This is a genomic window from Pseudomonas sp. yb_5 (genome assembly GCF_043103865.1).
Taxonomy (GTDB): domain Bacteria; phylum Pseudomonadota; class Gammaproteobacteria; order Pseudomonadales; family Pseudomonadaceae; genus Aquipseudomonas; species Aquipseudomonas putida_Y.
The window spans coordinates 42,234-66,081 of sequence record NZ_JBICKE010000034.1 but is presented as its reverse complement, the minus strand read 5'-3'; the positions used below and the strand labels follow the sequence as shown (position 1 = coordinate 66,081).

General features: G+C 62.1%; 21 protein-coding genes and 1 pseudogene. 15 read left to right on the top strand and 7 right to left on the bottom strand.

Annotated features, from left to right (window positions below):
- Nucleotides 1-6 precede the first annotated feature (6 nt).
- Nucleotides 7-651, top strand: a complete 645-nt coding sequence (locus ACF8GF_RS04605) for an MBL fold metallo-hydrolase (protein ID WP_176684991.1) — start codon at nt 7-9, stop codon at nt 649-651.
- A 109-nt stretch (nt 652-760) separates the two neighbouring features.
- Nucleotides 761-1,480, top strand: a complete 720-nt coding sequence (locus ACF8GF_RS04600; protein WP_003247328.1) for an OmpA family protein — start codon at nt 761-763, stop codon at nt 1,478-1,480.
- Between the two features lie 79 nt (nt 1,481-1,559).
- On the opposite strand, the gene pta is transcribed toward ACF8GF_RS04600, so the two are convergent.
- The gene (gene pta / locus ACF8GF_RS04595) at nt 1,560-3,647 is read right to left on the bottom strand and encodes a phosphate acetyltransferase (RefSeq protein ID WP_176684992.1); all 2,088 of its coding nucleotides are present in this window, start codon (nt 3,645-3,647) and stop codon (nt 1,560-1,562) included.
- Nucleotides 3,648-3,678: 31 nt separating this feature from the next.
- Complete coding sequence (locus ACF8GF_RS04590) at nt 3,679-3,981, bottom strand: DUF3565 domain-containing protein (protein ID WP_176684993.1); 303 nt, start codon at nt 3,979-3,981, stop codon at nt 3,679-3,681.
- Here ACF8GF_RS04590 and ACF8GF_RS04585 point away from each other — a divergent pair.
- Both ACF8GF_RS04585 and ACF8GF_RS04580 read left to right on the top strand, forming a co-directional pair.
- Nucleotides 3,980-4,465 carry a peptidylprolyl isomerase gene (locus ACF8GF_RS04585; RefSeq protein ID WP_003247325.1) on the top strand — a complete coding sequence of 162 codons (486 nt, stop codon included), beginning with the start codon at nt 3,980-3,982 and terminating at the stop codon, nt 4,463-4,465. The genes ACF8GF_RS04590 and ACF8GF_RS04585 overlap by 2 nt on opposite strands.
- A gap of 145 nt (nt 4,466-4,610) precedes the next feature.
- On the top strand, nt 4,611-5,093 hold the full coding sequence (locus ACF8GF_RS04580) for a glutathione peroxidase (protein ID WP_176684994.1): 483 nt from the start codon (nt 4,611-4,613) through the stop codon (nt 5,091-5,093).
- A gap of 66 nt (nt 5,094-5,159) precedes the next feature.
- Here the strand turns inward: ACF8GF_RS04580 and ACF8GF_RS04575 are convergent, their stop codons facing one another.
- Nucleotides 5,160-6,350, bottom strand: coding sequence for a glycosyltransferase family 1 protein (locus tag ACF8GF_RS04575; RefSeq protein ID WP_176684995.1), 1,191 nt, complete (start codon nt 6,348-6,350; stop codon nt 5,160-5,162).
- 157 nt (nt 6,351-6,507) lie between these two features.
- On the opposite strand from ACF8GF_RS04575, the pseudogene ACF8GF_RS04570 reads away from it, so the two are divergent.
- The 5 genes and pseudogenes from ACF8GF_RS04570 to ACF8GF_RS04550 all read left to right on the top strand — a co-directional run.
- A pseudogene (locus ACF8GF_RS04570) lies at nt 6,508-7,251 on the top strand (PAS domain-containing protein); the annotation flags it as partial.
- A 162-nt stretch (nt 7,252-7,413) separates the two neighbouring features.
- Nucleotides 7,414-7,845: a methyl-accepting chemotaxis protein gene (locus ACF8GF_RS04565; protein ID WP_370853134.1), complete on the top strand. Its 432-nt coding sequence runs from the start codon at nt 7,414-7,416 to the stop codon at nt 7,843-7,845.
- A gap of 225 nt (nt 7,846-8,070) precedes the next feature.
- Nucleotides 8,071-9,408: a DUF6861 domain-containing protein gene (locus tag ACF8GF_RS04560; protein WP_392487736.1), complete on the top strand. Its 1,338-nt coding sequence runs from the start codon at nt 8,071-8,073 to the stop codon at nt 9,406-9,408.
- A 15-nt stretch (nt 9,409-9,423) separates the two neighbouring features.
- Nucleotides 9,424-10,047 (top strand): GAD-like domain-containing protein, encoded by a 624-nt coding sequence (locus ACF8GF_RS04555; RefSeq protein ID WP_392461991.1) that lies wholly within the window; start codon nt 9,424-9,426, stop codon nt 10,045-10,047.
- 343 nt (nt 10,048-10,390) lie between these two features.
- Nucleotides 10,391-11,008 (top strand): GAD-like domain-containing protein, encoded by a 618-nt coding sequence (locus ACF8GF_RS04550; RefSeq protein ID WP_392461993.1) that lies wholly within the window; start codon nt 10,391-10,393, stop codon nt 11,006-11,008.
- A 45-nt stretch (nt 11,009-11,053) separates the two neighbouring features.
- On the opposite strand, the gene cysZ is transcribed toward ACF8GF_RS04550, so the two are convergent.
- A complete protein-coding gene (gene cysZ / locus ACF8GF_RS04545) occupies nt 11,054-11,782 on the bottom strand; it encodes a sulfate transporter CysZ (protein ID WP_103463248.1) in 729 nt (242 codons plus the stop codon).
- Between the two features lie 330 nt (nt 11,783-12,112).
- Here cysZ and trxB point away from each other — a divergent pair, with 330 nt between their 5' ends.
- Entirely contained in the window at nt 12,113-13,075 is a 963-nt protein-coding gene (trxB, locus tag ACF8GF_RS04540) for a thioredoxin-disulfide reductase (RefSeq protein WP_003247318.1), read from the top strand.
- A gap of 147 nt (nt 13,076-13,222) precedes the next feature.
- On the opposite strand, the gene nadC is transcribed toward trxB, so the two are convergent.
- Entirely contained in the window at nt 13,223-14,071 is an 849-nt protein-coding gene (nadC, locus tag ACF8GF_RS04535) for a carboxylating nicotinate-nucleotide diphosphorylase (RefSeq protein WP_021781721.1), read from the bottom strand.
- A 242-nt stretch (nt 14,072-14,313) separates the two neighbouring features.
- Between nadC and ACF8GF_RS04530 the strand changes: the two genes are divergently transcribed.
- The 3 genes from ACF8GF_RS04530 (at nt 14,314) to ampE (ending at nt 17,962) form a co-directional block, all read left to right on the top strand.
- Nucleotides 14,314-16,473, top strand: a complete 2,160-nt coding sequence (locus ACF8GF_RS04530; protein ID WP_392487735.1) for a DUF1631 domain-containing protein — start codon at nt 14,314-14,316, stop codon at nt 16,471-16,473.
- 89 nt (nt 16,474-16,562) lie between these two features.
- Entirely contained in the window at nt 16,563-17,135 is a 573-nt protein-coding gene (gene ampD, locus ACF8GF_RS04525) for a 1,6-anhydro-N-acetylmuramyl-L-alanine amidase AmpD (RefSeq protein ID WP_004575862.1), read from the top strand.
- Nucleotides 17,132-17,962, top strand: a complete 831-nt coding sequence (gene ampE, locus ACF8GF_RS04520) for a regulatory signaling modulator protein AmpE (RefSeq protein ID WP_392487734.1) — start codon at nt 17,132-17,134, stop codon at nt 17,960-17,962. Before ampD ends, ampE begins: the two co-directional genes overlap by 4 nt.
- Before the next feature lie 44 nt (nt 17,963-18,006).
- Here ampE and ACF8GF_RS04515 read toward each other — a convergent pair whose 3' ends face one another.
- Nucleotides 18,007-18,783: a TatD family hydrolase gene (locus tag ACF8GF_RS04515; protein ID WP_392461997.1), complete on the bottom strand. Its 777-nt coding sequence runs from the start codon at nt 18,781-18,783 to the stop codon at nt 18,007-18,009.
- A gap of 2 nt (nt 18,784-18,785) precedes the next feature.
- Entirely contained in the window at nt 18,786-19,781 is a 996-nt protein-coding gene (cra, locus tag ACF8GF_RS04510; RefSeq protein ID WP_176685002.1) for a catabolite repressor/activator, read from the bottom strand.
- A gap of 283 nt (nt 19,782-20,064) precedes the next feature.
- On the opposite strand from cra, the gene ptsP reads away from it, so the two are divergent.
- Both ptsP and pfkB read left to right on the top strand, forming a co-directional pair.
- Nucleotides 20,065-22,917 carry a phosphoenolpyruvate--protein phosphotransferase gene (gene ptsP, locus ACF8GF_RS04505; RefSeq protein ID WP_176685003.1) on the top strand — a complete coding sequence of 951 codons (2,853 nt, stop codon included), beginning with the start codon at nt 20,065-20,067 and terminating at the stop codon, nt 22,915-22,917.
- Entirely contained in the window at nt 22,918-23,847 is a 930-nt protein-coding gene (gene pfkB, locus ACF8GF_RS04500; protein WP_392487733.1) for a 1-phosphofructokinase, read from the top strand.
- Nucleotide 23,848: the final 1 nt, after the last annotated feature.

The window sequence follows — 23,848 nt, the reverse complement described above, 5'->3', positions numbered from 1 at the left end:
TTCACAATGCATATCCCATCGTCAGCTCTCATCCGCGAAACCTTCCCCGTCGGCCCCTTGCAGTGCAACTGCACGCTGATCGGCGACCCTCTGACCAAGAAAGCCATAGTCGTCGACCCGGGTGGTGATGTGGACAAGATCCTTGCTCGCCTGCAGGTCCACGGCCTGACGCTGGTGAGCATCATCCACACCCATGCGCACTTCGACCACTTTCTCGCGTCAGGCAAGCTCAAGGAACTGACGGGGGCCACGTTGCACCTGCACAAGGACGACCAGGTGCTGTGGGACAACCTCGAGATGCAGTGCCAGACGTTCGGTGTACCTTACACCCCGGTACCGGCACCGGACCGCTGGTTGGGCGATGACGAAGAACTCGCCTGCGGCTGCGGTGTGGCGCTGCATACGCCTGGCCATACCCCGGGCTCGATGAGCTTCTGGTTTGCCGATGCCAAATTGTTGATTGCCGGTGACACCCTGTTCCGTCGGGGTATTGGCCGCACTGATTTGTGGGGGGGCGACCAGCGGGCAATCGTGCGCTCCATCAAGGAGCGGCTGTACCGGCTGGACGAAGAGGCCATCGTGGTGACCGGCCACGGGCCCGACACCCGTCTGGGCGACGAGATGCGCGAAAACCCGTTCGTGCGTGCCTGATGGCACATGAAGGCACTTTCATGGAATTTTTCGTTGCCGATGCAATCCAAGGCTGGCATAGATCCCTTCGAGATCTGCCGCATTTATGAATTTCAGTAGGAGCTTGTCCATGTTCACCATGCGTCGTCTGATTATCGTCGCAACCGCCGCAGCACTGATGACCGGCTGCGCCGGCCAGAATCCTTACGACAACCAGGGTCAGGCGCAGGGCTCCACAGGGATGAGCAAGACCGCCAAGTACGGCGGCCTGGGGGCGCTGGCCGGTGCCATCGCCGGTGCTGCGATCGACCACAACAACCGTGGCAAGGGTGCACTGATCGGTGCTGCCGCAGTGGGTGCTGCTGCAGCCGGTTATGGCTACTACGCCGACAAGCAGGAAGCCGAGCTGCGCGCGCAGATGGCCAACACGGGTGTGGAAGTGCAGCGTCAGGGTGACCAGATCAAGCTGATCATGCCGGGCAACATCACCTTCGCCACCGACTCGGCCAACATCGCCCCAAGCTTCTACTCGCCGCTGAACAACCTGGCTGGCTCGTTCAAGCAGTTCAACCAGAACACCATCGAAGTGGTCGGCTTCACCGACAGCACGGGCAGCCGCCAGCACAACATGGACCTGTCCCAGCGCCGTGCGCAGGCGGTCAGCACCTACCTGACTTCGCAGGGTGTGGATGCTTCGCGTATCTCTGTTCGTGGCATGGGCCCGGACCAGCCGATCGCCAGCAACGCTGACGCCAATGGTCGTGCGCAGAACCGCCGTGTGGAAGTGAACCTGAAGCCGATTCCGGGTCAGCAGTATGAGCAGCAAGGTCAGGTTCAGCAGTATCCCTGATCGACCTTAAGGGCCGCTTTGCGGCGCTGTGGGGGCGGGTAGTCCCGCTCCCACAAGGCTTGCAAAGAAGCCTCTGCTTTTAGCGCGCCACGCTGGCCTGAATCGCCGTCAGGGCAATGGTATGCACGATGTCGTCAACCTGCGCCCCTCGCGGCAAGTCGTTCACCGGCTTGCGCAAACCCTGCAGCATCGGCCCCAGGCTGACCCCGTCGGCACTGCGCTGTACCGCCTTGTGCGTGGTATTGCCGGTATTCAAATCGGGGAACACGAACACCGTGGCGCGCCCGGCCACCGGGCTAGCCGGCGCCAGCTCTCGAGCGATCGCCGGGTTGGCCGCTGCGTCATACTGCAACGGCCCATCGATCAGTAGCTCCTGCGCCGCGTCCTGTGCCAGGCGTGTCGCTTCGCGCACTTTCTCGACTTCTTCATCGCTGGCCGAATCGCTTGAATAACTGATCATCGCCACCCGTGGCGCGATGCCGAAGGCCTGCGCCGAGGCAGCACTCTGTTGGGCAATCTCCGCCAGCTCGGCAGCGCTTGGGTGCGGGTTCATCACGCAGTCGCCGTACACCAGCACCTGCTCGGGGAACAGCATGAAGAACACTGAAGATACCAGGCTCGAGCCGGGTGCGGTCTTGATCAGTTGCAGGGCCGGGCGGATGGTGTTGGCCGTGGAGTGCACCAGGCCCGAGACCAGGCCGTCCACTTCGTCCAGGGCCAGCATCATGGTGCCGATCACCACGGGGTCTTCCAGTTGCTGCTCGGCCATCGGCGCGTTGAGGTTCTTGCTTTTGCGCAGCTCGACCATGGGTTCCACGTAGCGCCCGCGAATCAGTTCGGGGTCGAGAATCTCCAGCCCCGGCGGTAACGTGATGCCCTGGGCGCGGGCCACGGCGTCGACGTCTTCGGGTTTGGCCAGCAGCACGCAGCGGGCGATGCCGCGGGCCTGGCAGATGGCTGCAGCCTGCACCAGCAGTGGCTCGGCGCCTTCTGGCAGGACGATGCGTTTGTTGGCTTGCTGCGCACGCTGGATCAGCTGGTAGCGGAACACCGCCGGCGACAGGCGCAGTTCACGCGGCGTGCCGCAGCGTTGGTGCAGCCAGGCCGCGTCGAGGTGGCTGGCGACGAAGTCAGTGATGAACTCGGCACGCTCGCGGTCGTCCACCGGGATTTCGCGGTTCAGCGAGTTGAGCTGGTTGGCGGTGTCGTACGAGCCGGTGCTGACCGATAGGATCGGCAGGCCGGCCTGCAGTGCACCGCGGCACAGGCCAAGGATACGCTCGTCAGGCTTGCTGTCGCTGGTCAGCAGCAAACCGGCCAGTGGCACGCCATTGATCGCTGCCAGGCTGACAGCGAGGATGATGTCGTCGCGGTCGCCCGGGGTTACCACCAGGGTACCCGAGGTCAGTAGCGGGACCGTGTTGGCCACCGTGCGTGCACAGATGATGATCTTGCTCATGCGCCGCTGCTCGTAGTCGCCGGCATTGAGCACCTGGGCGCCAAGCAGCTCGGCCACATCGCGGGTTCGCGGTGCGTTCAGCTCGGGTTGGTAGGGTATGCAGCCAAGCAGGCGGAAGTCATTACCGCGCAGCAATGGCGAGTGCTCGCGCAGGCGGGTGGCGAAGTCCGCCATGCTCTCGTCGGTACGTACCTTGTTGAGGATGACCCCGAGCACTTTCGGGTCGCGTGGGCCGCCGAACAGTTGGGCCTGCAGTTCGACCCGCCCAGACAGCTCGCTGAGCACTTCGTTTTCCGGGGCCGATACCAGGATCACCTCGGCATCCAGGCTCTTGGCCAGGTGCAGGTTGACCCGCGCTGCATAGCTGGCGTGGCGTGTGGGCACCATTCCCTCGACCACGACCACGTCGTTGCCGACGCAGGCTTGCTGGTAGAGGCGGATGATTTCTTCAAGCAACTCGTCCAGTTGGCCATCGCCGAGCATGCGCTCGACGTGGGCCAGGCTCAGTGGGACCGGTGGCTTGATGCCGTGGGTGCGGGCAACCAGTTCGGTGGAGCGCTCGGGGCCGGTGTCACCCGGGTGCGGCTGAGCGATAGGCTTGAAGAAGCCGACCTTCAGGCCGGCACGCTCCAGGGTGCGCACCAGGCCCAGGCTGATTGAAGTCAGGCCGACACCGAAGTCGGTCGGCGCAATGAAAAATGTCTGCATGCGTGCTTCTCGAAATAAGCGGTGCAAGAAATTAACGGTCAAGGGTAGCGCTATCGGCCCCTTGTGCGCACCAGCCGCAAGCGAAAGGCTGGCCGATGTGTTGCGCACGTTGTGCCGGGTCGAGCACCCAAGGGCGTGCCTGCCACGGCGGCTGGTGGCGAAGGTGCTGGGTATGGCCGCACGAAAGTTGCACCACCCAGTGGCCTTCTGCGTCTTGATGAAAGCCATCGATCCGACTGGTGGGCCGTTGCTCGTCTGCAGTTCGTTCGCAATCGGGCGATGGCTTGGTTACACTTGTGCGCTCTACATTCTTTTGCAAAAGGTCTTGCCCCATGCTGATCGCCGCCAACAAGGCTGTCTCCATCGACTATACCCTGACCAACGACGCCGGGGAGACCATCGACAGCTCCGCCGGTGGCGCGCCGCTGGTTTACCTGCACGGTGCCGGCAACATCATCCCGGGCCTGGAAAAAGCCCTGGAAGGCAAGCAGGCTGGTGACGAGCTGAACGTTTCCATCGAACCTGAAGAGGCCTACGGCGAGTACCTGGCCGAACTGGTCAGCACCCTGAACCGTAGCCTGTTCGAAGGTGTCGACGAGCTGGAAGTGGGCATGCAGTTCCACGCTTCGGCACCGGACGGCCAGATGCAGATCGTCACCATCCGCGACATCGACGGCGACGACGTTACCGTTGATGGCAACCACCCGCTGGCCGGTCAGCGCCTGACCTTCCAGGTCAAGGTTGTGAACGTGCGTGACGCCAGCGACGAAGAAATCGCTCACCGTCACATCCACGGTGAAGGTGGCCATCACCACTGATTTTCTGCGCTAAGCTCAGAAAGTCGCCAGGCGCTCGGGCAAGCCGATTTGCCTTCCTACGGGAGGTGAACGGTTTGGACGAGCGCCTTTTTAGTGGGCGAAATTCGCCTGCACGGCAACCGGGAACCTGAGAGGGGATTTCAACATGAGTGCATTTCACGACCTGAAACTGGAAGCGCTGAACGGCGGAGAGCTGCCCCTCGCACCCTTCAAGGGCCAAGTGGTGCTAGTGGTCAACGTTGCCTCCAAATGTGGCCTGACGCCGCAATACAAGGCTCTGGAAAACCTCTACCAGATCTACAAGGACAAGGGCTTCAATGTGCTTGGCCTGCCGTGCAACCAGTTTGCCGGGCAGGAGCCGGGCACCGAAAAGGAAATCCAGGACTTCTGCAGCCTCAACTACGGGGTGAGTTTCCCGCTGGGGGGCAAGCTGGAGGTCAACGGGCCGCAGCGCCATTCGTTGTACCGCCTGCTGGCAGGTGAGGGGGCCGAGTTCCCCGGTGACATTACCTGGAATTTCGAGAAGTTTCTGGTGGGCAAGGATGGCCGTGTGCTGGCGCGTTTCTCGCCGCGCACTGCGCCGGATGACCCAGCGGTGGTGCAGGCCATCGAGAAAGCCCTGGCCTGAAGGGTGCCTGTCGCGATGTTTTTGCAGCGCCTGTGAGATCGAGCGCCGCGCGGGCGGCGCTCGATCTCACAGGCGCTGCAAAAATTGCGCAGAACGCCCAGCCGCAGCACCAGGTTGCCGGCAGGCGCTGTTCAGATACCCCTCGAACTGCTCGACAATCGCAGGCCAGCCCTGGCGGCTGGCATGCTGTCGCGCATTCAGGCGCACCCTGCGCAACGTCTCCACTTCTTCCAGCAACCAGCACGCTGCATCGACAAACGCCGCCTGGTCCCCTGGCATGGCCAGCGCGCCATTGTGGCCATGGCGAATATGCTGCGCTGCGGCTGCCTGGTCATAAGCAACCACCGCCAACCCTGAGGCCATGGCTTCGAGCACTACATTGCCAAAGGTCTCGGTCAGGCTCGGGAACAGGAACAGGTCGCCGCTGGCATAGTGCTCGGCCAGTCGTTCACCGCGCTGGACCCCGCAAAACACGGCGTCTGCAACCTGGTGTTCAAGACTGGCGCGCTGAGGCCCGTCGCCGACCATGATCAGGCGCAGGCGCTTCTGTGGATACGTCTTCCGTAACGCCTCAAGGCAAGGCCGTAGCAAGCAAAGGTTCTTTTCCGCCGCCAGCCGCCCAACATGCAGTACGGCGATATCCTCCGGGCCTAGCCCCCAGCTTTCGCGCAAGGCCTGGCTGCGTCGGGCCGGATTGAACAGGCACGCATCGACTCCTCGGGCCAGCAGCTCCAGGCGTTCGAAACCGCGACGCTCCAGCTCCAGGCGCTGGCTGGCACTTGGCACCAAGGTGACTGCCGTGCGCCGATGGAACCAGCGCAGGTAGTGGGTGAGCAGGCGCGCCAGCAGGCCAAGGCCGTACTGGCCGGAATACTGCGGGAAGTTGGTGTGGAAGCCACTGATCACCGCCACCCCAAGGCGCCGCGCCGCGCGCAGGGCGCTGAGCCCCAGCGGCCCCTCGGTGGCGATGTACAGCACATCCGGGCGCTGCCGGCGCCAGCGACGCAACAGCTTGTGCATCGACACCTCGCCCCACTGCAAACCCGGGTAGCCAGGCAACGCCCAGCCACGGCACAGCATCAGGTGCGGATCGCTGTGCGTGTGCCCTTCGCCCGCCTGGCGCGGGCGCACCACCTCGACCTCATGGCCGCGCTGGCGCAACCCTTCACTAAGGCGACCAAGGGTGTTGGCCACGCCGTTGATCTCGGGTGGGAAGGTTTCGCTGACCAGGGTGATGCGTAGGGCGGGTGTATTCATGACAAAAAGTTTCCGCCTGCCGGGTTGCGCTAATGTGACCGCCTTGTGACGTAAAGATGACGCCTGATCGCCGGCACTTTTGCCTCTACGAATATTTCCTCGCACAGCACTCAAGAAGGTGTCGCTGGCAGCCGATGAAGTTGCATTCGACTACGTGATGCGCTCCAGGAGAGCGGTGATGTTCAACAACAAGCTCAAGCAAGAAATCCGGCAACTGCGCGAAGACCTGATGTCCATCGAACAGGTCAAGAGTAGTCTCGACAGCGAGATGCTGGTGCTGCAGCTCGACCCTCAGGGACGGATCGAGATGGTCAACGGCAATTTCGAGAGCGAGATGCTCTACCGTGCCGAACAATTGCTTGGACGCAATATCGAGGACATCGTCCCTGCCCACGTAAAGTCGCTGGACTTCTACCAGCGCATGAAAAGCGCGATCAGCCGTGGCGAACACCTGAACGGTGCGTTCCGTCTTCTGCGCGGCAATGGTCAGGAAGCCTGGCTGCGCTCGATCCTGCAGCCGGTGAAGAACAGCGAGGGGCGCATCAAGTACTTCACCCTGCATTCCAGCGACCTCACCCGAACCATCGAGACCTCACGCGAGCACGAAAGCCTGATCAAGGCACTGATGCGCTCTACTGCGGTGATCGAGTTCGACCTCGACGGCATCATTCTCACTGCCAACGAGCGTTTCCTGGCCACCGTCGGCTATCGCCTGGAGCAGATTCGCGGTAAGCACCACCGCATGTTCTGCGAACCGCAGGAGGTCAACTCGGCTGGCTACCAAGCGTTCTGGGACAGGCTGCGGCGTGGCGAATATGTTGCCGAGCGCTTCAAGCGCATCGATGCCCATGGCCGGGTGATCTGGCTGGAGGCCTCGTACAACCCGATCTTCGATGCCCACGATGTGCTGTACAAGGTGGTCAAGTTCGCCACCGTGATCACCGATCAGGTCAATCAGGAACTGGCAGTGGCTGAGGCGGCAGATGTCGCCTACAACACCTCGCTGGGTACCGATGTCAGTGCTCGCAAGGCCACCGAAGTGGTCACCCAGACTGTCACTGTGATGCGTGGCCTGGAGGCTTCGATGCAAGAGGCGGCCGACGGCATCCAGGCACTGGATACCCAGTCGCGGGTGATCGGTTCGATCATCAAGACCATCAGCGACATTGCCGGGCAGACCAACCTGCTGGCCCTTAACGCGGCCATCGAAGCTGCCCGCGCGGGGGAGCAAGGGCGGGGCTTTGCCGTCGTTGCCGACGAAGTGCGCCAACTGGCCTCCCGCACCAGCACCGCCACCGAAGAAATCGCCCGGGTGGTACAGCAGAACGAACAACTGGCGCAGGCGGCGGTGGCGATCATCGACACCAGCAAGCGCCAGGCCGAACAGGGGCTGGCGCTGGCGGATGAGACGGGCAGCGTGATTGTCGAGATACAGGACGGGGCGAAGCGGGTAGTGGACGTAGTGGGGCAGTTTTCCAGCCGGCTGAGTCTTTGATATGGCTTGGGGTTTGTAATGGCCATGGGATCGAGCTTCGCCTGCGCGGCGCTCGATCTCAAGAACGATAAAAATTTCCAGCCTTACCCACAGCAACAACTGAACAGCTGAACTTCGCCGAGCATGCCGGAAACGAAGTCGCATTTTCCTACAACTGACTCAGAAACCTCCGATCCGAATCCATGATGGGATTTCCCCCTGCACACGTTGTCAGGGAGACACCTCATGTACCTGGATTACCTCGTGCCCTCGTGGCACGAGATCGAGTCACGTGTCATCGCCATGGTGGGCTACCCAAGCGGTGGCCAGTTCCGCACCAGCCTCAATGAAGAGGTCGCCTCACTGGGCCTCAACCTGCGCCGGATCGAAGCTGTCCGCACAGCCTTCTACCACGCCGAATGGCAGGCGGCGCAGAGGCTGCGCCAGCGCTTCGCCGACCTCGGCATCAACAGCATCGTCGACGAACTGCTGAGGGTCGTGCAGCAGATGGCGATGATCGTCATCGGCAGCACCGTTACCGGCGGCCTGCTTGGCGCGGGGGTAGGCGCATTCGCCGGCGGCGCCGGAACCATACCGTTCGCTGGCGCAGGCGCGGTCATGGGCCTCAAGGTCAGCGGCTGGATCCTTGGCGCGCTGGGGCTGGCTTCCATTGCCGAGTTCTTCATCGGGGGCTTGCCGCGGATCGGTGAGTACTACGTCGATGGCATCCGCTTCGCCTGGGAAGGCACCTGCGGCAATGAAGGCACCGGCCCGTTCTGCCGGGACGATCCGTATGCGATATCCCGGGCCACGCATCAGATTGCCCAAGGCCATGTGGAAGTCGTGGTGCTGTTGTTGGGGGCGATCGTGTCGTACCTCACCCGCGGGCGCGGCGATGCCCGGGTGCTGGCCCAGGAAATGGCGGCCAGCCGCAAAGGCGCGCGGCTGGGGCAATGGATGCTCCAGCATGAAGAGGGGTTGAAGAAACGGCCGGATCTGCAGGTGCCGGAGCGGCGCAAGGGGGCGATGGATGATCCGCAGCCCGTTAGCCCGAATCAGCCCAGGAAAGCACCAGCGAAGCCCCATCCGGGCACGATGGCATTGCATAACGTTGAATGTTTCAAAGCTGATAAAGTACCGGAATACAAAGTAGGCGAATTCAAACGACAGTTGAATGGCCAGGAAGACGGGCTCAACTGGATGACCGTTGAAGAATTTTTGGAAAAAGTTGAAAACCCAAATCAGCGCAATAAAGGGCTCGCCCAGAGAGCGAGAAAAAAGGAGCAAGAATTTATCAAGGAAAAAATTGAAAAAGAGCTCAGGAAAACCATGGGCCCATTTGAAGCGCAACGGGTTGCAATAGAAAAAGCCAGAAACCGGATGTCAATTACAGCAGCACTGCACAATCCGGATCTCGTCGCCGGAGGTAGAGACGTCATATCGGACTTTGGGGACCGCCAGGTAAACTCAGTGATAGGCGCCCAATGGAAAACCAGGATACCTAACTTAAAGAAAGCGGCCGAAACGGTACCCCTGGAGTCCAGAGGCTCAATCCGCATGAATGTCAAATTACATAAGTGCTAAGGTGAGAAGGTTGAAATGGATAAAGTATTTGCCAGTTTGATTGAGAGTTTTGGTCCGCCGATTGACCGCCGGGAAGTACCTGGCTCCACAATCGAAAGATACACAGACAAGCTTCCTCCCAAGCTTTTGGAATATTGGTCCGAGCATGGATGGGGGGGGTACGGTGAGGGCATATTCTGGCTAGTCAATCCGCAAGAATATGACGCCGTAGTTTCCTGCTGGATTGCAGGCACGGCACTTGCTTCGCACGACAACTATCATTTGGTTGCAAGAAGTGCCTTCGGAGACTTGTATCTTTGGGGAGAGAAAACTGGATTTTCATTGGAGATAACAAGCGTTGGGTCTCAGTACATATTTTATCGAACTGAATTCACAAAGGAACAACTAAATACTGAGCTTCAAGGCTTTATTTTGTCAAGAGAAGTGGAGTCAATGGATTTCAATGGTCTCTTCAATCCCGCCAAGGAAAAACTGGGTAGGCTTAAACATGACGAGATGTACGGCTTTTTCCCCGCGCTCATGCTGGGCGGGGCAGACTCCCTGCAACATCTTAGAAAAGTCAGTGCTGTTGAACACTTGATCTTTCTGGCGCAATTGACAGATCTTCAACCTTACGCCTTCTCCGAGCAGCCAGATTAATGCCGCAGTCAACCAGCACCGCCACCGAGGAAATCGCCCGGGTGATGGATGTGGCGGAACAGTTTTCCAGTCGGTTGAGTCTTTGATAATTTGTAATGGCCATGGGATCGAGTTTCGCCTGCGCGGCGCTCGATCTAAAGAACGATAAAAATCTCCAGCCTTACCCACGGTAACAACTGAACAGCTGAACTTCTAAGCTGCAGGAGAGAATTCTGAGAGATCTTATGAGAACTATGAATGCCATTGAAGCTAGAAAGCTCTCGGTGAAGCAGGCAAAGGAAAACCCTGTCATCTCTCGCAGCTTTGCATAATCCATGAATACTAGTCGCTTGAGGGTTTCGCCGTGGATGAGGTTTTTTTCCTGTTTGTAGAACAAGTTGGTGAGCCGTTTTTTCGACAGGAGGTTCCTCCCTCAAGTCTGGATCGATACAGAGGCATCTTGCCGAACAAATTGTTAGAGTATTGGAGTGAGCACGGTTGGTGCGGGTATGGTGACGGGATATTTTGGACTGTCAATCCCCAGGAATATGAAGGGGTAACTGCCTCGCTTATCGAAGGCACAATATTGGAGAAGCGAGATAGATACCACCTTATCGCTCGCGGCGCATTTGGTGACCTGTATCTCTTTGGAGAGCAAACGGGTTTCTCAGTAAAGATTTTGGCTCATATTTCACGATACAGGGGCAGTGAATATGAGTTGACGGCGGCGGATATGGACAGGGAAGTGCAAGGTTTCTTCCTTGGCAAAGAGAAGGCGTCTGTTGACTTTGATGGCATGTTCGAGCCAGCAAAGAAAAAACTGGGTATGCTAAAGCATGATGAAATGTATGGGTTCGTTCCAGCCTTGGCGTTCGGCGGGTCAAGCGACCTTGCTAACCTCGAGAAGGTTAAGGCAGTGGAGCATCTAATACTGCTTTCTCAGATTGCCACCCTCGAACCCTACAGTTTCTCCGACTTCTAAAAAAACAATCTGCAAAAAGGGGCTGCCCTGCAGCCCCACGCTCCTTCAGCTCCGCTCCCGCACCCAGAACAGCGTAGCCCCGGCCACCGCCGCCGGCATCATCAGCACGTTCACCCCCGGAATCATCAGCGCCAGGTAGGTGATGCCGCCAAAGCCCAGGCTCTGCCAGCGCTTCTGGCGCAGCCAGGCGAGCATGTCCTGCCAGGTCATCTTGTTGTTGTCCGCCGGGTAGTCGATGTACTGGATGGCCATCATCCACACGCCGAAGATCAGCCACAGCGGCGCAGCCACCACGTTGACCACCGGGATCAGCGACAGGACGAACAGGCCGATGGCGCGTGGCAGGAAGTAGCCCAGCTTGCGCATTTCGCGGCTGAAGGTGCGCGGTACCATGGCTGCCAGCTCGCCCCAGCTGAAGGCTGGGAAGGTGTCTTCGCCACGCACTACCACCTCGACCTTTTCCGCCAGAAAGCCGTTGAACGGCGCGGCAATGATATTGGCCACCAAGGTGAAGGTGAAGAACACCATCAGCACCAGCAAGGCAACGAACAGCGGCCAGAGGATGTAGCTGAGGAAGCTAAGCCAGTCAGGCAGCGTGGGCATCAGGGCATCGAGCCACAGGCCGAACTGGTGGCCGGCGAAGTAGATCAGGCCACCGAACAGCAACAGGTTGACCGCCAGAGGCAGCAGCACGAACAACCGCAGGTTGGGGCTCAGCACCAGTTTCAGGCCTTCGCGCAAGTATTGGGGGCCAGAGAGGACAGGGGCTTGCATCTAGATACTCCGCAGAGAAGGAAAACGCGCTGACCTTACCGAGTTTGCCGCGCCGACGAAAGGCACGCAGTGGGCGGGAAACGGGATGTAACAAAAGCGCGCAGCGCGTGTTTATCGATGAAATCGCAGCATAGGCGATGCCTATGAGGTGGATTGTCTAAGGATATTTCCTTAATCTTTGCGACCTCGCTACAGTGCGCTCAACTTTTCGCTTTGCGGGCCTGCGCGTTTTAGCCTTCCCCAAGTGCTGCGTGGGTCCTTTTTAATTTCTTGGCTGGCGCAGCCGGTACACCGATGCCGGCCCTGCGGCCCGCTCGACAGGAGTTCGACATGTCTGAAGTACGTCATTCGCGCGTCATCATTCTCGGTTCCGGCCCTGCCGGTTACAGCGCTGCGGTGTATGCCGCCCGTGCCAACCTCAAGCCGCTGCTGATCACCGGCATGCAGGCGGGTGGCCAGCTGACCACCACCACCGAAGTCGACAACTGGCCGGGCGACCCCCACGGCCTGACCGGCCCGGCTCTGATGCAGCGTATGCAAGAGCACGCCGAGCGTTTTGAAACCGAAATCGTCTTCGACCACATCAACGCTGTCGACCTGGCCAACAAGCCGTTCACCCTGCAGGGTGACAGCGGCAAGTACACCTGTGATGCGCTGATCATCGCCACTGGCGCCAGCGCTCGCTACCTGGGCCTGCCGTCGGAAGAAACCTTCATGGGCAAGGGTGTTTCGGCCTGTGCCACCTGTGACGGTTTCTTCTACCGCAACAAGCCGGTCGCCGTGGTCGGTGGTGGTAACACTGCCGTGGAAGAGGCACTGTACCTGGCCAACATCGCCAGCAAAGTGACCCTGGTACACCGTCGCGAAACCTTCCGCGCCGAGAAGATCCTGGTCGACAAGCTGAACGCCCGTGTGGCCGAAGGCAAGATCGAGCTCAAGCTCAACGCCACCCTGGACGAAGTGCTGGGTGACAACATGGGCGTAACCGGTGCGCGTCTGAAGAACAACGACGGCAGCAGCGACGAAATCAAGGTCGACGGCGTGTTCATCGCCATTGGCCACACCCCGAACACTTCGCTGTTCGAAGGCCAGCTGACCTTGAAAGACGGCTACCTGGTGGTCAACGGCGGCCGCGAAGGCAATGCCACCGCGACCAACGTCGAGGGTGTGTTTGCCGCTGGCGACGTGGCTGACCACGTTTACCGCCAAGCCATCACTTCGGCCGGTGCGGGCTGCATGGCGGCGCTGGATGTCGAGCGCTACCTGGACGGTTTGGCCAACGCCTCGTTCTGATCTGAAAACCGGGGCTGCTTTGCGGCTCATTCGCAGCACAAGGTTGCGCCTGCAAGGATATGCAGCCTGTTGCGACTGTGAGTGGGGTGCAAAGCGCCCCCAATAAAAAACCGGCCAAGCGCCGGTTTTTTATTGCCTGCAATCAGTTCACAGGCTCAGTCGCATCGACAGGTCCACCGCTTTCACATCCTTGGTCATGGCGCCAATCGAGATGTAGTCCACCCCTGTCTCGGCAATTACCCGCAAGGTCGTTTCGTTTACGCCGCCGCTGGCTTCAAGCTTGGCTTTGCCAGCGGTAATGCGCACGGCTTCGCGCATCTCGTCCAGGTTCAACTCGTCGAGCATGATGATGTCCGCGCCAGCGGCCAGCGCCTGGCGCAGTTCATCCAGGCTTTCGACCTCGATTTCAACCGGCTTGCCCGGCGCAATGCGGTGCGCTGCGGCCACGGCCTCGGCTACGCCGCCGCTGGCGGCGATGTGGTTTTCCTTGATCAGGAAGGCGTCGTACAGGCCTATGCGGTGGTTGTCGCATCCACCGCAGGTAACCGCGTACTTTTGCGCCAGGCGAAGGCCGGGCAGGGTTTTGCGGGTGTCCAGCAGGCGCACCTGGGTGCCTGCTACCAAGTCGGCAAGGAAGCGCGCACGGGTGGCGACCCCCGAAAGCATCTGCAGGAAGTTCAGTGCGCTGCGCTCACCACTCAGCAGCGAACGGGCCGGGCCTTCCAGGTGGAACAACGGTTGATTGGCAGTGGCCTGCTCACCGTCGGCCACCTGCCAGTGCACTGCAACGCGCGGGTCAAGCTGGCGGAACACGGCATCGACCCAGGCGGTACCGGCGACCACGCAGTCTTCGCGGGTGATGATGGTCGCCTTGGCCAGGCGCTCGGCCGGGATCAGTTGCGCGGTGATATCGCCACTGCCGATGTCCTCCAACAGCGCGCGGCGCACGTTGGCTTCAATTTCAGCGGTCAGGTCGGCAAGGCGTAGGTTCGGCATGGTCGGCTCCACAAGCTAGGTGCCCGCGATTATAGGGCAGGGGGCCGGTGTGTACAGCCGCCTTGGTGCTGACCTTTGGTCGGGCGTCATGAGTAATCCGAGCAGATCAGGGTCATTAGCCAGTCAGCGAAACGGCGCTGGCAGGCATACGGTTTTTTACCGATAATGGCGACTGGTATTTGGCGCCATGGCTTTGACGATTTTCAGCCCTTTCGGGCAAGACACCCTGCAAGGAGTCCAGGATGCAAAAGGAAGGCAAGGTGGTGCCCCTGGCGGCAGCCATCGACCGAGGGGGGCTTACGCCTCTGCCTTGCCTTCCGGTCGTGCTGCTGCAGGTGCGCGACAAGGCCGCGTTGCAGTTGCGTCAGGGCCTGCAGGATCTGTTCGACAATGCCGATGACACGCTCTTCGAAATGGCCGACAAGGCCTTGGACCGCGGTGACCAGAACCTGTACTTCGAGGCCATGCGTGACCTGCGCCTGAAGCGCAAGAGCATTGAGCGTGGTTTTCTGGATACGTTCCAGGATGCTTTCCTCCGAACCGGCCAGGTCGACTTGCTGGCAAACCTGGCCCAGCCGGGCCCCCCGCGTAGCAAGGCTCAAATGGAGCGGGCCGCCGCCATCGAGGGCATGGTGGCGCGGGTGCTGTCACGCGATGGCATTGCCCTGCAGCAACTGGGTTTGCGCCTGCAGGCGCTGCTCGACCGCCCCCTGTACGAGCAGCACAACCCGTTGGGGCCAGCCGCGCTGTGTCGTTACTTCCTCGATGCCGGGCGTAATCTGGGCGTTGGCCTGCGGGTCAAGCTGGTGCTGCTGAAGCTGTTCGAGCGTTATGTGCTGCGCGATGTCGATGTGATCTATGGCGAAGCCAACCAGTTGCTGGCCGCTGCCGGCGTACTGCCCGAACTGCAACCGGCGCCGCGCCGGCGTGCCGAAGACCGGCGCATGCGTGCGCGCCCAGGACCGGCGAATCTCGGCCAGGACGTGGGGGCGGATGCCGCAGGGCAGGCGTTGTTTGCCTCGTTACAGGTACTGCTAGCGCCGGTGCGCGGGCAGTTCGCGCCGCGCTTGCACGCGGTGGCTGCCGCCCAGCCGATCAGTACCGCCGACCTGCTCCGGCTACTTTCGCATTTGCAGCGCTACGTGCCCGCCACCCACGAGGCCGATGACTTCGAGCTCGGCCAGCAGCTTGAGCAACTGCTGTTGCGGGTGAGTGTGCGCAGCGGCACGCGTCGGCGTCTTGAAGTGGATGACGAAGACATGATCAACCTGGTTGGCCTGCTGTTCGCGTTCATCCACAACGACGACAACCTGCCGGCCAGCCTGCGGTCGTTGATTACGCGCCTTCATATTCCCCTGCTCAAGGTGGCATTACTGGACAAGGGGCTGTTCAGCCGAGGTAACCACCCGGCGCGTCGGCTGCTCAACGAAATCGCCGGCGCCGCGATTGGCTGGGAGTGCGGCAGCGAAGGCCGGCGTGACAGCTTGCATTTGCGGGTAGAGCGTGTCGTTCAGCGCCTGCTCAATGATTTTGCCGACGATGCAAGCCTGTTCGCCGAGTTGCTCGACGACTTCCTCGCATTCAATCAGGACGAACGGCGACGCAACGAGTTGCTCGAACAACGCACTCGCGACGCCGAAGAAGGCCGTGCCCGGGCACTGCAGGCCAGACAGCAGGTGCAGCACGTGCTCAACCAGCGCCTGCGAGGCCGGGTGTTGCCGCAGGTGGTAGTACAAATGCTGGTGCAGGCCTGGAGCCAGGTACTGCTGCTGGCTTGGTTGAAACAGGGCGAGGCCTCTGCGGCCTGGCGCGACGCATTGCAGACGATGGACATGCTGCTGGCCAGCATTACCCCGCCACATGAGCCGCAAGCCTTGCTGCAGCAGGTGCCAGCCCTGCTCAAGGCGCTGCGCGATGGCCTGGCCAGCGTAGCCCTGGACGCGGTGGCGACCCGCGAGTTCTTCCTGCAACTGGAACAGTTGCACCTGCGCGCCTGCGCAGGTAAAGACGAAATGCCGGGAGGGGAAGGTCAATTCTTGGGCGATGTGCGGGTGGCCGAAGAGATTGTGCTGGCGATTGCCGAAGAGCCCGCCTGCGTGCCCCTGCACGCTGCCGATGGGCAGGCTGCAGCGCTGCGCCAGGCGCAACGCTTGCGTATCGGCACCTGGGTCGAGGTTCTCGATGAGGATGAGCCACTGCGCTGCAAGCTGGTCGCGCGCATTGAAAGCAGCGATAGGCTGGTGTTCGCCAACCGCACCGGCATGAAAGTGCGCGAGTGGAGCAGCGCCAGCCTGGCCCAGGCACTGCAGCGGCATGAAGTGCGCGTGCTGGATGACCGCCTGTTATTCGAACGGGCGCTGGAGGCGGTTCTTGAGAGCTTGCGGCAAGGGCAGGCGCAATAGGCTGACGCATTACAATCATTCACATGCACACGGCGTTGGCCGCAGGGCATACTGTGGGCATGTTCACGGCGTTTTTCAGGATCTGCCCCATGCAATTGGACCGTGCCACTGGCTGGTTCCACGGAATCGGAATCACCCATTGCCCCTCGCCGAACTTCAATGCGCGCCCCGAAGGCGAATCGATTTCCCTGCTGGTGATTCACAACATCAGCCTGCCCCCGGCCTGTTTCGGCACGGGCAAGGTGCAGCAATTCTTCCAGAACCGCCTGGCCCCTGATGAACATCCGTATTTTGCCAGCATCAACCACCTGACCGTGTCAGCGCACCTGTTCGTCGAGCGTGACGGCGCGGTGACTCAGTTCGTGTCGTTGCATGACCGTGCCTGGCATGCGGGTGTGTCGAGCTTTGACGGGCGCGAAGGCTGTAACGACTTTTCCATCGGCATCGAACTGGAAGGCACCGACGACCTGCCCTATACCGATGCCCAGTATGCTGTGCTGGAGCAACTCACCCGGCACATCCGCAGTGCCTGGCCGGCCATCGACCTGAACCGCATTCAGGGCCACAGCGACATTGCCCCGCAGCGCAAGACCGACCCCGGCCCGGCCTTCGACTGGCCGCGCTACCGCCAGGCGCTGCAGCACAACGAGGACAAGGCATGAGTTTTCTGGTGTTGGTGCTGGCGCTGTGGGTCGAGAAGTTTTCGGCGCTGCGTCATCAGGTGCAGCGCGACGGGTTCTTTATTGGCGAATTGGTGCGTCTGGAGCGCAGCGGCAAGGTGCACCCATGGTGGACGTTGGCCATCCTGGTGTTGGCGCCGGTAGCGCTGCTGGTGTTGCTGCTGCATGTGCTGGAGCCGGTGGCCTATGGTTTGCTGGCGTTGCCGGTGCACCTGCTGGTGCTGATCTACAGCCTGGGCCGCGGCGATGCCAAGGCATCGCTGGGGGCGTTTCGTGATGCCTGGCGGCGGGGGGACGATCAGGCGGCGCTGCACGTGGCCGAGCGCGACCTGGGCCTGGTGGCCGATGAACCGCACAGCCTGCTGGTGCGGGTGCAGGGTAATTTGCTGTGGCAGGTGTACCAGGGCTTTTTTGCGGTGATCTTCTGGTATTTCGTACTGGGCCCAGGCGCTGCGCTGGCTTATCGAATGTTGGCGCTGTGTGGTGAACACAGCAGGCAGCCGGCGCTGAAGGTGCGTGCCGAGCAGTTGCGGCACATCATGGACTGGTTGCCGGTGCGAGCACTGGCGTTGAGCTTTGCCCTGGTGGGCAACTTCCTCGCGGTGACACGGGTGATGCTGCACGAGGTGCTCAACTGGCACATCAGCGCCGGGCACCTGGTGGCTCGGGTCGGGCGCATTGCCGATGACATTCCCGAGGAAGAGGACAGCCAGCGCGGGTTGGGGCGGTTGGACAGCCTGTGGGAACTGCTGTTGCGCTGTGCAGTGCTGTGGTATGCAGGGTTCGCGCTGTGGACCGTGCTGGTCTGAATCGGGACCAGGCGCATCCCACGGGAATCCCGTTCACCTGAGTTTCACCAGCCAAACAACGCGCAAGCATTGCGGGTGCTGGCCTGTGCCAGCACCTCGACATCCAGTCCCATCACTTGCGCCAGTGCCGCGGCAATGTCCGGCAGATGCTCCGGGCTGTTGCGTACCCCCGGGTACATCACCGGTGCCATGTCCGGTGCATCAGTCTCCAGCACCACGCTGTCCAGTGGCAGCCGCGCCAGGGTCTTGCGCAGCCGCAGTGCCTGCGGCCAGGTAGCCGCACCGCCCAACCCCAGCATGAACCCCAGCTTGATGTACTCGCGGGCCTCTTCGTAGCTGCCGGCAAACGCATGAATCACCCCCGCCCGCGCAGGCTTGTAGTGCTTGAGCGTGGCAATCACCTGGGCATGGCTGCGGCGCACGTGCAACAGGGCCGGTAGTTCGAAGTCGCAAGCCATCTGCAGTTGCGCTTCGAACAGCGCCTGCTGGCGGGTCTTGTCGAGGTCTGTGAGGTAATAGTCCAGGCCAAACTCACCCACGGCACATAGCCGCGGGTTGTCGCGCAGGCGCTCCAGCCACTCGCGCAGTTGCAGCAGGTGCTCAGGTCGATGCTGGTCGAGGTAAACTGGGTGCAGGCCAAGCGCGGCGAACAGGCGCGGCTCGGTGCAGGCGAGTTCCCACACCCGTTGGAAATTCGCCTGGTACACCCCCAGCACCACCATCCGCTCCAGCCCACGCGCCGCCGCGTTGGCCAGCAGGCGCGGGCGGTCGGCGTCGAAGTCGGGGAAGTCCAGGTGGGTGTGGGTGTCGATCAGGCGCATGTTCAGGCCGCTGAGATGCGTTGCTTGAAGGTGCGGCCAACAGCATGAACGCCGGGTTCATAGCGTTTTTCCTCGATGGCGGCCAGTGCCAGTTCAAGCGCGGTGGCGGCAATCTGGCCGTGCTGCTGGGCCATGGCATTGACCGGCAGCGGCAGGAAATCGAGCAACTGGTTGTCGCCAAAGGTACCCAGCTGCAGTTGGCGCGAGTCGACCGGGCGCGCCTGTAGGGTGTCGAACACGCCCTGCAACAGCACGTACGACGTGGTCACCAGAGCATCCGGCAGGCCGCCCAGGTCGTCGATCAGTTGTTGCATCAGGCGTTGGCCGCACTCACGGCTGAAGGCTTCGCCCTGATAGCGGCGCACTTCGCCGGCATAGCCTTGCAGGGCCTCGTCGAATCCGCCGGCACGCGCCTGGCTAACCGACAGCTCGGGGCGTGCGCCTATCAGGGCGATGCTGCGTGGGGCCGCGCTGAGCAGGCTGGCGGCCAGCTGGCGGCTGGCATCGCGGTCGTCGCTGATCACCGAGCAGAAGTGTGCGGGGTCCAGGCGGCGGTCGATGGCTATCACCGGCAAGCCTTTGTCCTGCAGCTCGCGGTAGCTGTCATCTTCTGGCGGCAGGCAACTGGCAACGAACAGCGCATCGCAGCGCCGCGCACGGAACAGCTGCTGCAGTTGGCGCTCGCTGTCTGGCTGGTCGTCGCTGCTGGCGATCAGCAACTGGTAGCCGCGGGCGCGGGCGCCTTGCTCCAGTTGCTTGGCAATGCGGGCGTAGCTGGGGTTCTCCAGATCCGGGAGAATGAAGCCCAGGGTGCGGGTATGCCGGCTGCGCAGCCCAGCTGCCTGCGGGTTGGGGGTGAAGCCGTGGGCTTCGACCACCGCGCGTACCCGCTCGACAGTACTGTTGCTGATGCGCTGCTGTTCTGCCTTGCCATTGATGACGTAGCTGGCAGTGGTCACGGACACACCGGCCAGACGGGCGATATCGCTGAGTTTCACCGAATTTTCCTTGTTATTACCGGGGCTGGCTGTAAGGCCGGACCGGGTAGTTTGACCCGGTACAGGCATCACGCGCAGACGACCATTGTCGCAATTGTCCGACAGGATGGGGCTTTTTACTGGGCAGATTATCGAGTAACGTGGCCGTCTGGTCAGATTAAACGTTTCAGCCGCCGATTTTTCTGCCTCGGCTCCACCCGTGCAAGGTTGCTGAACTGGCCCTTTATGTGAATTTCACAACAATACTCCAGTACCCGAACGGGAACTGCAAAAGGAGAAGGTCATGCTCGAGCTCGCCAATGAGCAGATAGCCATGGGCCAGAAGGCCGCCGACAAGGATGAGGCATTGCGCCTTCTGGCGGATCGACTGGTTGCGGACGGCCTGGTCGCCGAGGGTTACCTGCAAGGGCTACAGGCCCGGGAGGCACAAGGCTCCACGTTCCTTGGCCAGGGCATCGCCATTCCCCATGGTACGCCGCAAACACGCGATCTGGTGTATGCCACCGGCGTGCGGCTGCTGCAGTTTCCCGAGGGGGTAGACTGGGGTGACGGGCAAATGGTCTACCTGGCCATTGGTATTGCCGCCCGCTCCGACGAACACCTGCGCCTGCTGCAGCTGTTGACCCGTGCGCTGGGCGAGACCGACCTGGCCGAAGCCTTGCGCCGGGCCAGCTCAGCCGAAGCGCTGCTCAAGCTGCTGCAGGGCGCGCCACAAGCGTTGGCGCTGGATGCGCAACTGGTGGGGCTGAACTTGCCGGCTGAAGACTTCGACGAACTGGCCTGGCGCGGTGCGCGCCTGTTGCAACGTGCCGACTGTGTCGACAGTGGCTTTGCCGCCGTGCTCCAGCAGGCCGAGCCTCTGCCGCTGGGCGAGGGCCTGTGGTGGCTGCACAGCGAGCGCCAGGTTCGTCAGCCGGGCCTCGCCTTTATCACCCCGCAGCAGCCGCTGCGTTACCGCGACCAGCCGCTCAACGGTCTGTTCTGCCTGGCCAGCCTTGGCGCCGCTCACGAGGCCCTGCTTGAGCGTCTGTGCGAAGTGCTGATCGAAGGCCGCGGGCAGATGCTCTACCAGGCCACCAACAGCCGTGCGGTACTGGAAGTACTGGGCGGCGAAGCGCCGGCGGACTGGCCCAGCGCACGTGTCGTGCTGGCCAATCCACATGGCTTGCATGCCCGCCCGGCCAAGGTGCTTGCACAACTGGCCAAAGGCTTTGAAGGGGAAATTCGTGTGCGCCTGGTCGATAGCGCGCAGCCAGCGGTATCGGTGAAGAGCCTGAGCAAGCTGCTCAGCCTCGGCGCCCGCCGTGGTCAGGCACTGGAGCTGGTCGCCGAGCCGAGCATCGCTGCCGATGCCTTGCCGGTGTTGCTGGCCGCTATCGAACAAGGCTTGGGTGAGGAGGTGGAACCCCTACCGCAGAGCGTCACGCCCATTGCCGATGACGTACCCGAAGTACTGCAAGCGCCAGCGGCCGGCAGTCGTATCCAGGGTGTGGGTGCCGCCCCCGGCATTGCCAGCGGCCCGGCGCATGTCTGTGTCGAGCGTGAGTTCGACTATCCCTTGCGGGGTGAATCGTGCGCCCAGGAGCGGCAGAAGCTGCGCGAAGCGTTGGCCATCGTCAATGGCGAACTGCAGGCTTTGGTCCTGCGCAGCGACAAGGCCATTGGCGAAATTTTCGTCACCCACCAGGAAATGCTTGCCGACCCGGCCCTGACCGACGATGTCGAGCAGCGCCTGGCCCAGGGCGAAAGCGCTGCGGCTGCGTGGATGGCCGTGATCGACGCAGCGGCCCGTCAGCAAGAGGCATTGCACGATGCGCTGCTCGCCGAGCGCGCCGCCGACCTGCGCGATATCGGCCGCCGCGTGCTGGCGCAGTTGTGTGGTGTGCAGGCGCAGGCTGAACCCGAGCAACCCTATGTGCTGGTGATGACCGAAGTCGGTCCATCCGATGTCGCTCGCCTGGACCCCAGCCGGGTTGCCGGCATTGTCACCGCCCAGGGCGGCGCCACGGCCCACAGTGCCATCGTCGCCCGTGCTTTGGGTATACCAGCGGTGGTCGGCGCGGGTGCGTCGATACTGCTGTTGGACAATGGTACGCCGCTGTTGCTCGATGGCCAGCGTGGTGTGGTTAGCGTCGCACCGCCAGCGGATGAACTGCAGCGGGCGCTGGCCGAGCGCGACCTGCGCGAGCAACGCCTGCAGGCCGCCTGGGCCAACCGCTTCGAGCCGGCTGTCACCCGGGATGGGCATGCCGTCGAGGTGTTTGCCAACATCGGTGATGGCAACGGTATCGCCAAGGTGGTGGAGCAGGGCGCCGAGGGTGTGGGCCTGCTGCGCACCGAACTGATTTTCATGGCCCACCCTCAAGCGCCGGATGTGGCCACCCAGGAAGCCGAGTACCGCCGCGTGCTCGATGGCCTCGATGGGCGCCCGCTGGTGGTGCGTACCCTTGATGTTGGCGGCGACAAACCGTTGCCTTACTGGCCGATCGCTGCCGAGGAGAACCCCTTCCTCGGCGTGCGCGGCGTGCGTTTGACCCTGCAGCGCCCGCAAGTGATGGAAGACCAGTTGCGCGCGTTGCTGCGGGCCGCCGACCAGCGCCCGTTGCGCATCATGTTCCCGATGGTTGGCCAGGTGCACGAGTGGCGTGAGGCTCGGGCCATGGTGGAGCGCCTGCGTGCAGAAATCCCGGTAGCCGACCTGCAACTGGGCATTATGGTCGAGGTGCCTTCAGCGGCCCTGCTGGCAGCGCAATTGGCGCGCGAAGTGGACTTCTTCAGCATCGGCACCAACGACCTGACTCAATACACCTTGGCCATCGACCGTGGCCACCCCAGCCTCTCGGCACAGGCCGATGGCCTGCACCCGGCGGTGTTGAGCCTGATCGACATGACCGTGCGCGCCGCCCATGCCCACGGCAAGTGGGTGGGCGTGTGTGGCGAGCTGGCGGCCGACCCGCAGGCGGTGGCCGTGCTGCTGGGGCTGGACGTGGACGAACTCAGCGTCTCCGCGCGCAGCATCGCCGAAGTCAAGGCACTGGTTCGCCAGGCCGATCATCAGACAGCCCGCGCCCTGGCGCGCGAGGCCCTGCAACAGGACAGCGCCGCAGCAGTTCGCGCGCTGGTGGAGCGTTACTGAATGGCCAAGATCCTCACTCTCACCCTGAACCCGGCGCTGGATATCACCATCGGCCTGGACGCTCTGCGCCCCGGGCAGGTCAACCGTAGCCAGGCGCAGCACAGTCACGCCGCGGGCAAGGGGCTGAACGTTGCCCAGGTACTGGCCGACCTGGGGCACAGCGTAACCGTTGGCGGTTTCCTTGGGCGCGACAATCTGCAGCCCTTCGAGGCGCTGATCGACGGTCGCGGTTTTACCGACTGCTTCGTCCGTGTGCCGGGCGAAACCCGCAGTAATATCAAGCTGGTCGAGGCCGATGGCCGCGTTACCGACATCAACGGGCAAGGCCCGGAGGTGGACGAGGCGGCACGCAACGCCTTGCTGCACAAACTGCAACAGATTGCCCCAGGTCACGATGCCGTGGTGGTGGCTGGTAGCCTGCCGCGCGGGATCAGTGCCGACTGGTTCCGCCAGTTGCTCGAACTGTTGAAGGCTCAAGGCCTCAAGGTTGTCCTGGACAGCAGTGGTGAAGCCCTGCGTGTCGGTTTGCAGAGCGCGCCCTGGCTGGTCAAGCCCAATACCGAAGAACTGGGCGAAGTGCTGGGCCTGCCTGTGGATAACCTGGCGCAACAGACGGCTGCCGCCAAGCGCCTGCTGGCCAGTGGCGTTGAACACGTGGTGGTGTCTGCGGGCGAGCAGGGCGTCAGTTGGTTCAGTCGTGACCTGGCCATGCACGCCCGCCCACCCAAGGTGCGGGTTGCCAGCACGGTGGGGGCGGGGGATTCGCTGGTGGCCGGCATGGTCCACGGCCTGCTGCTGGCCGAGGCGCCTGCGCAGACGTTGACCCGAGCCACTGCCATCGCCGCCCAGGCCGTTACCCAGGTTGGCTTCGGTATCCGTGACCGCGAGCACCTGGTGCAACTGGAAGCGGCCGTGCAACTGACAGAATAAC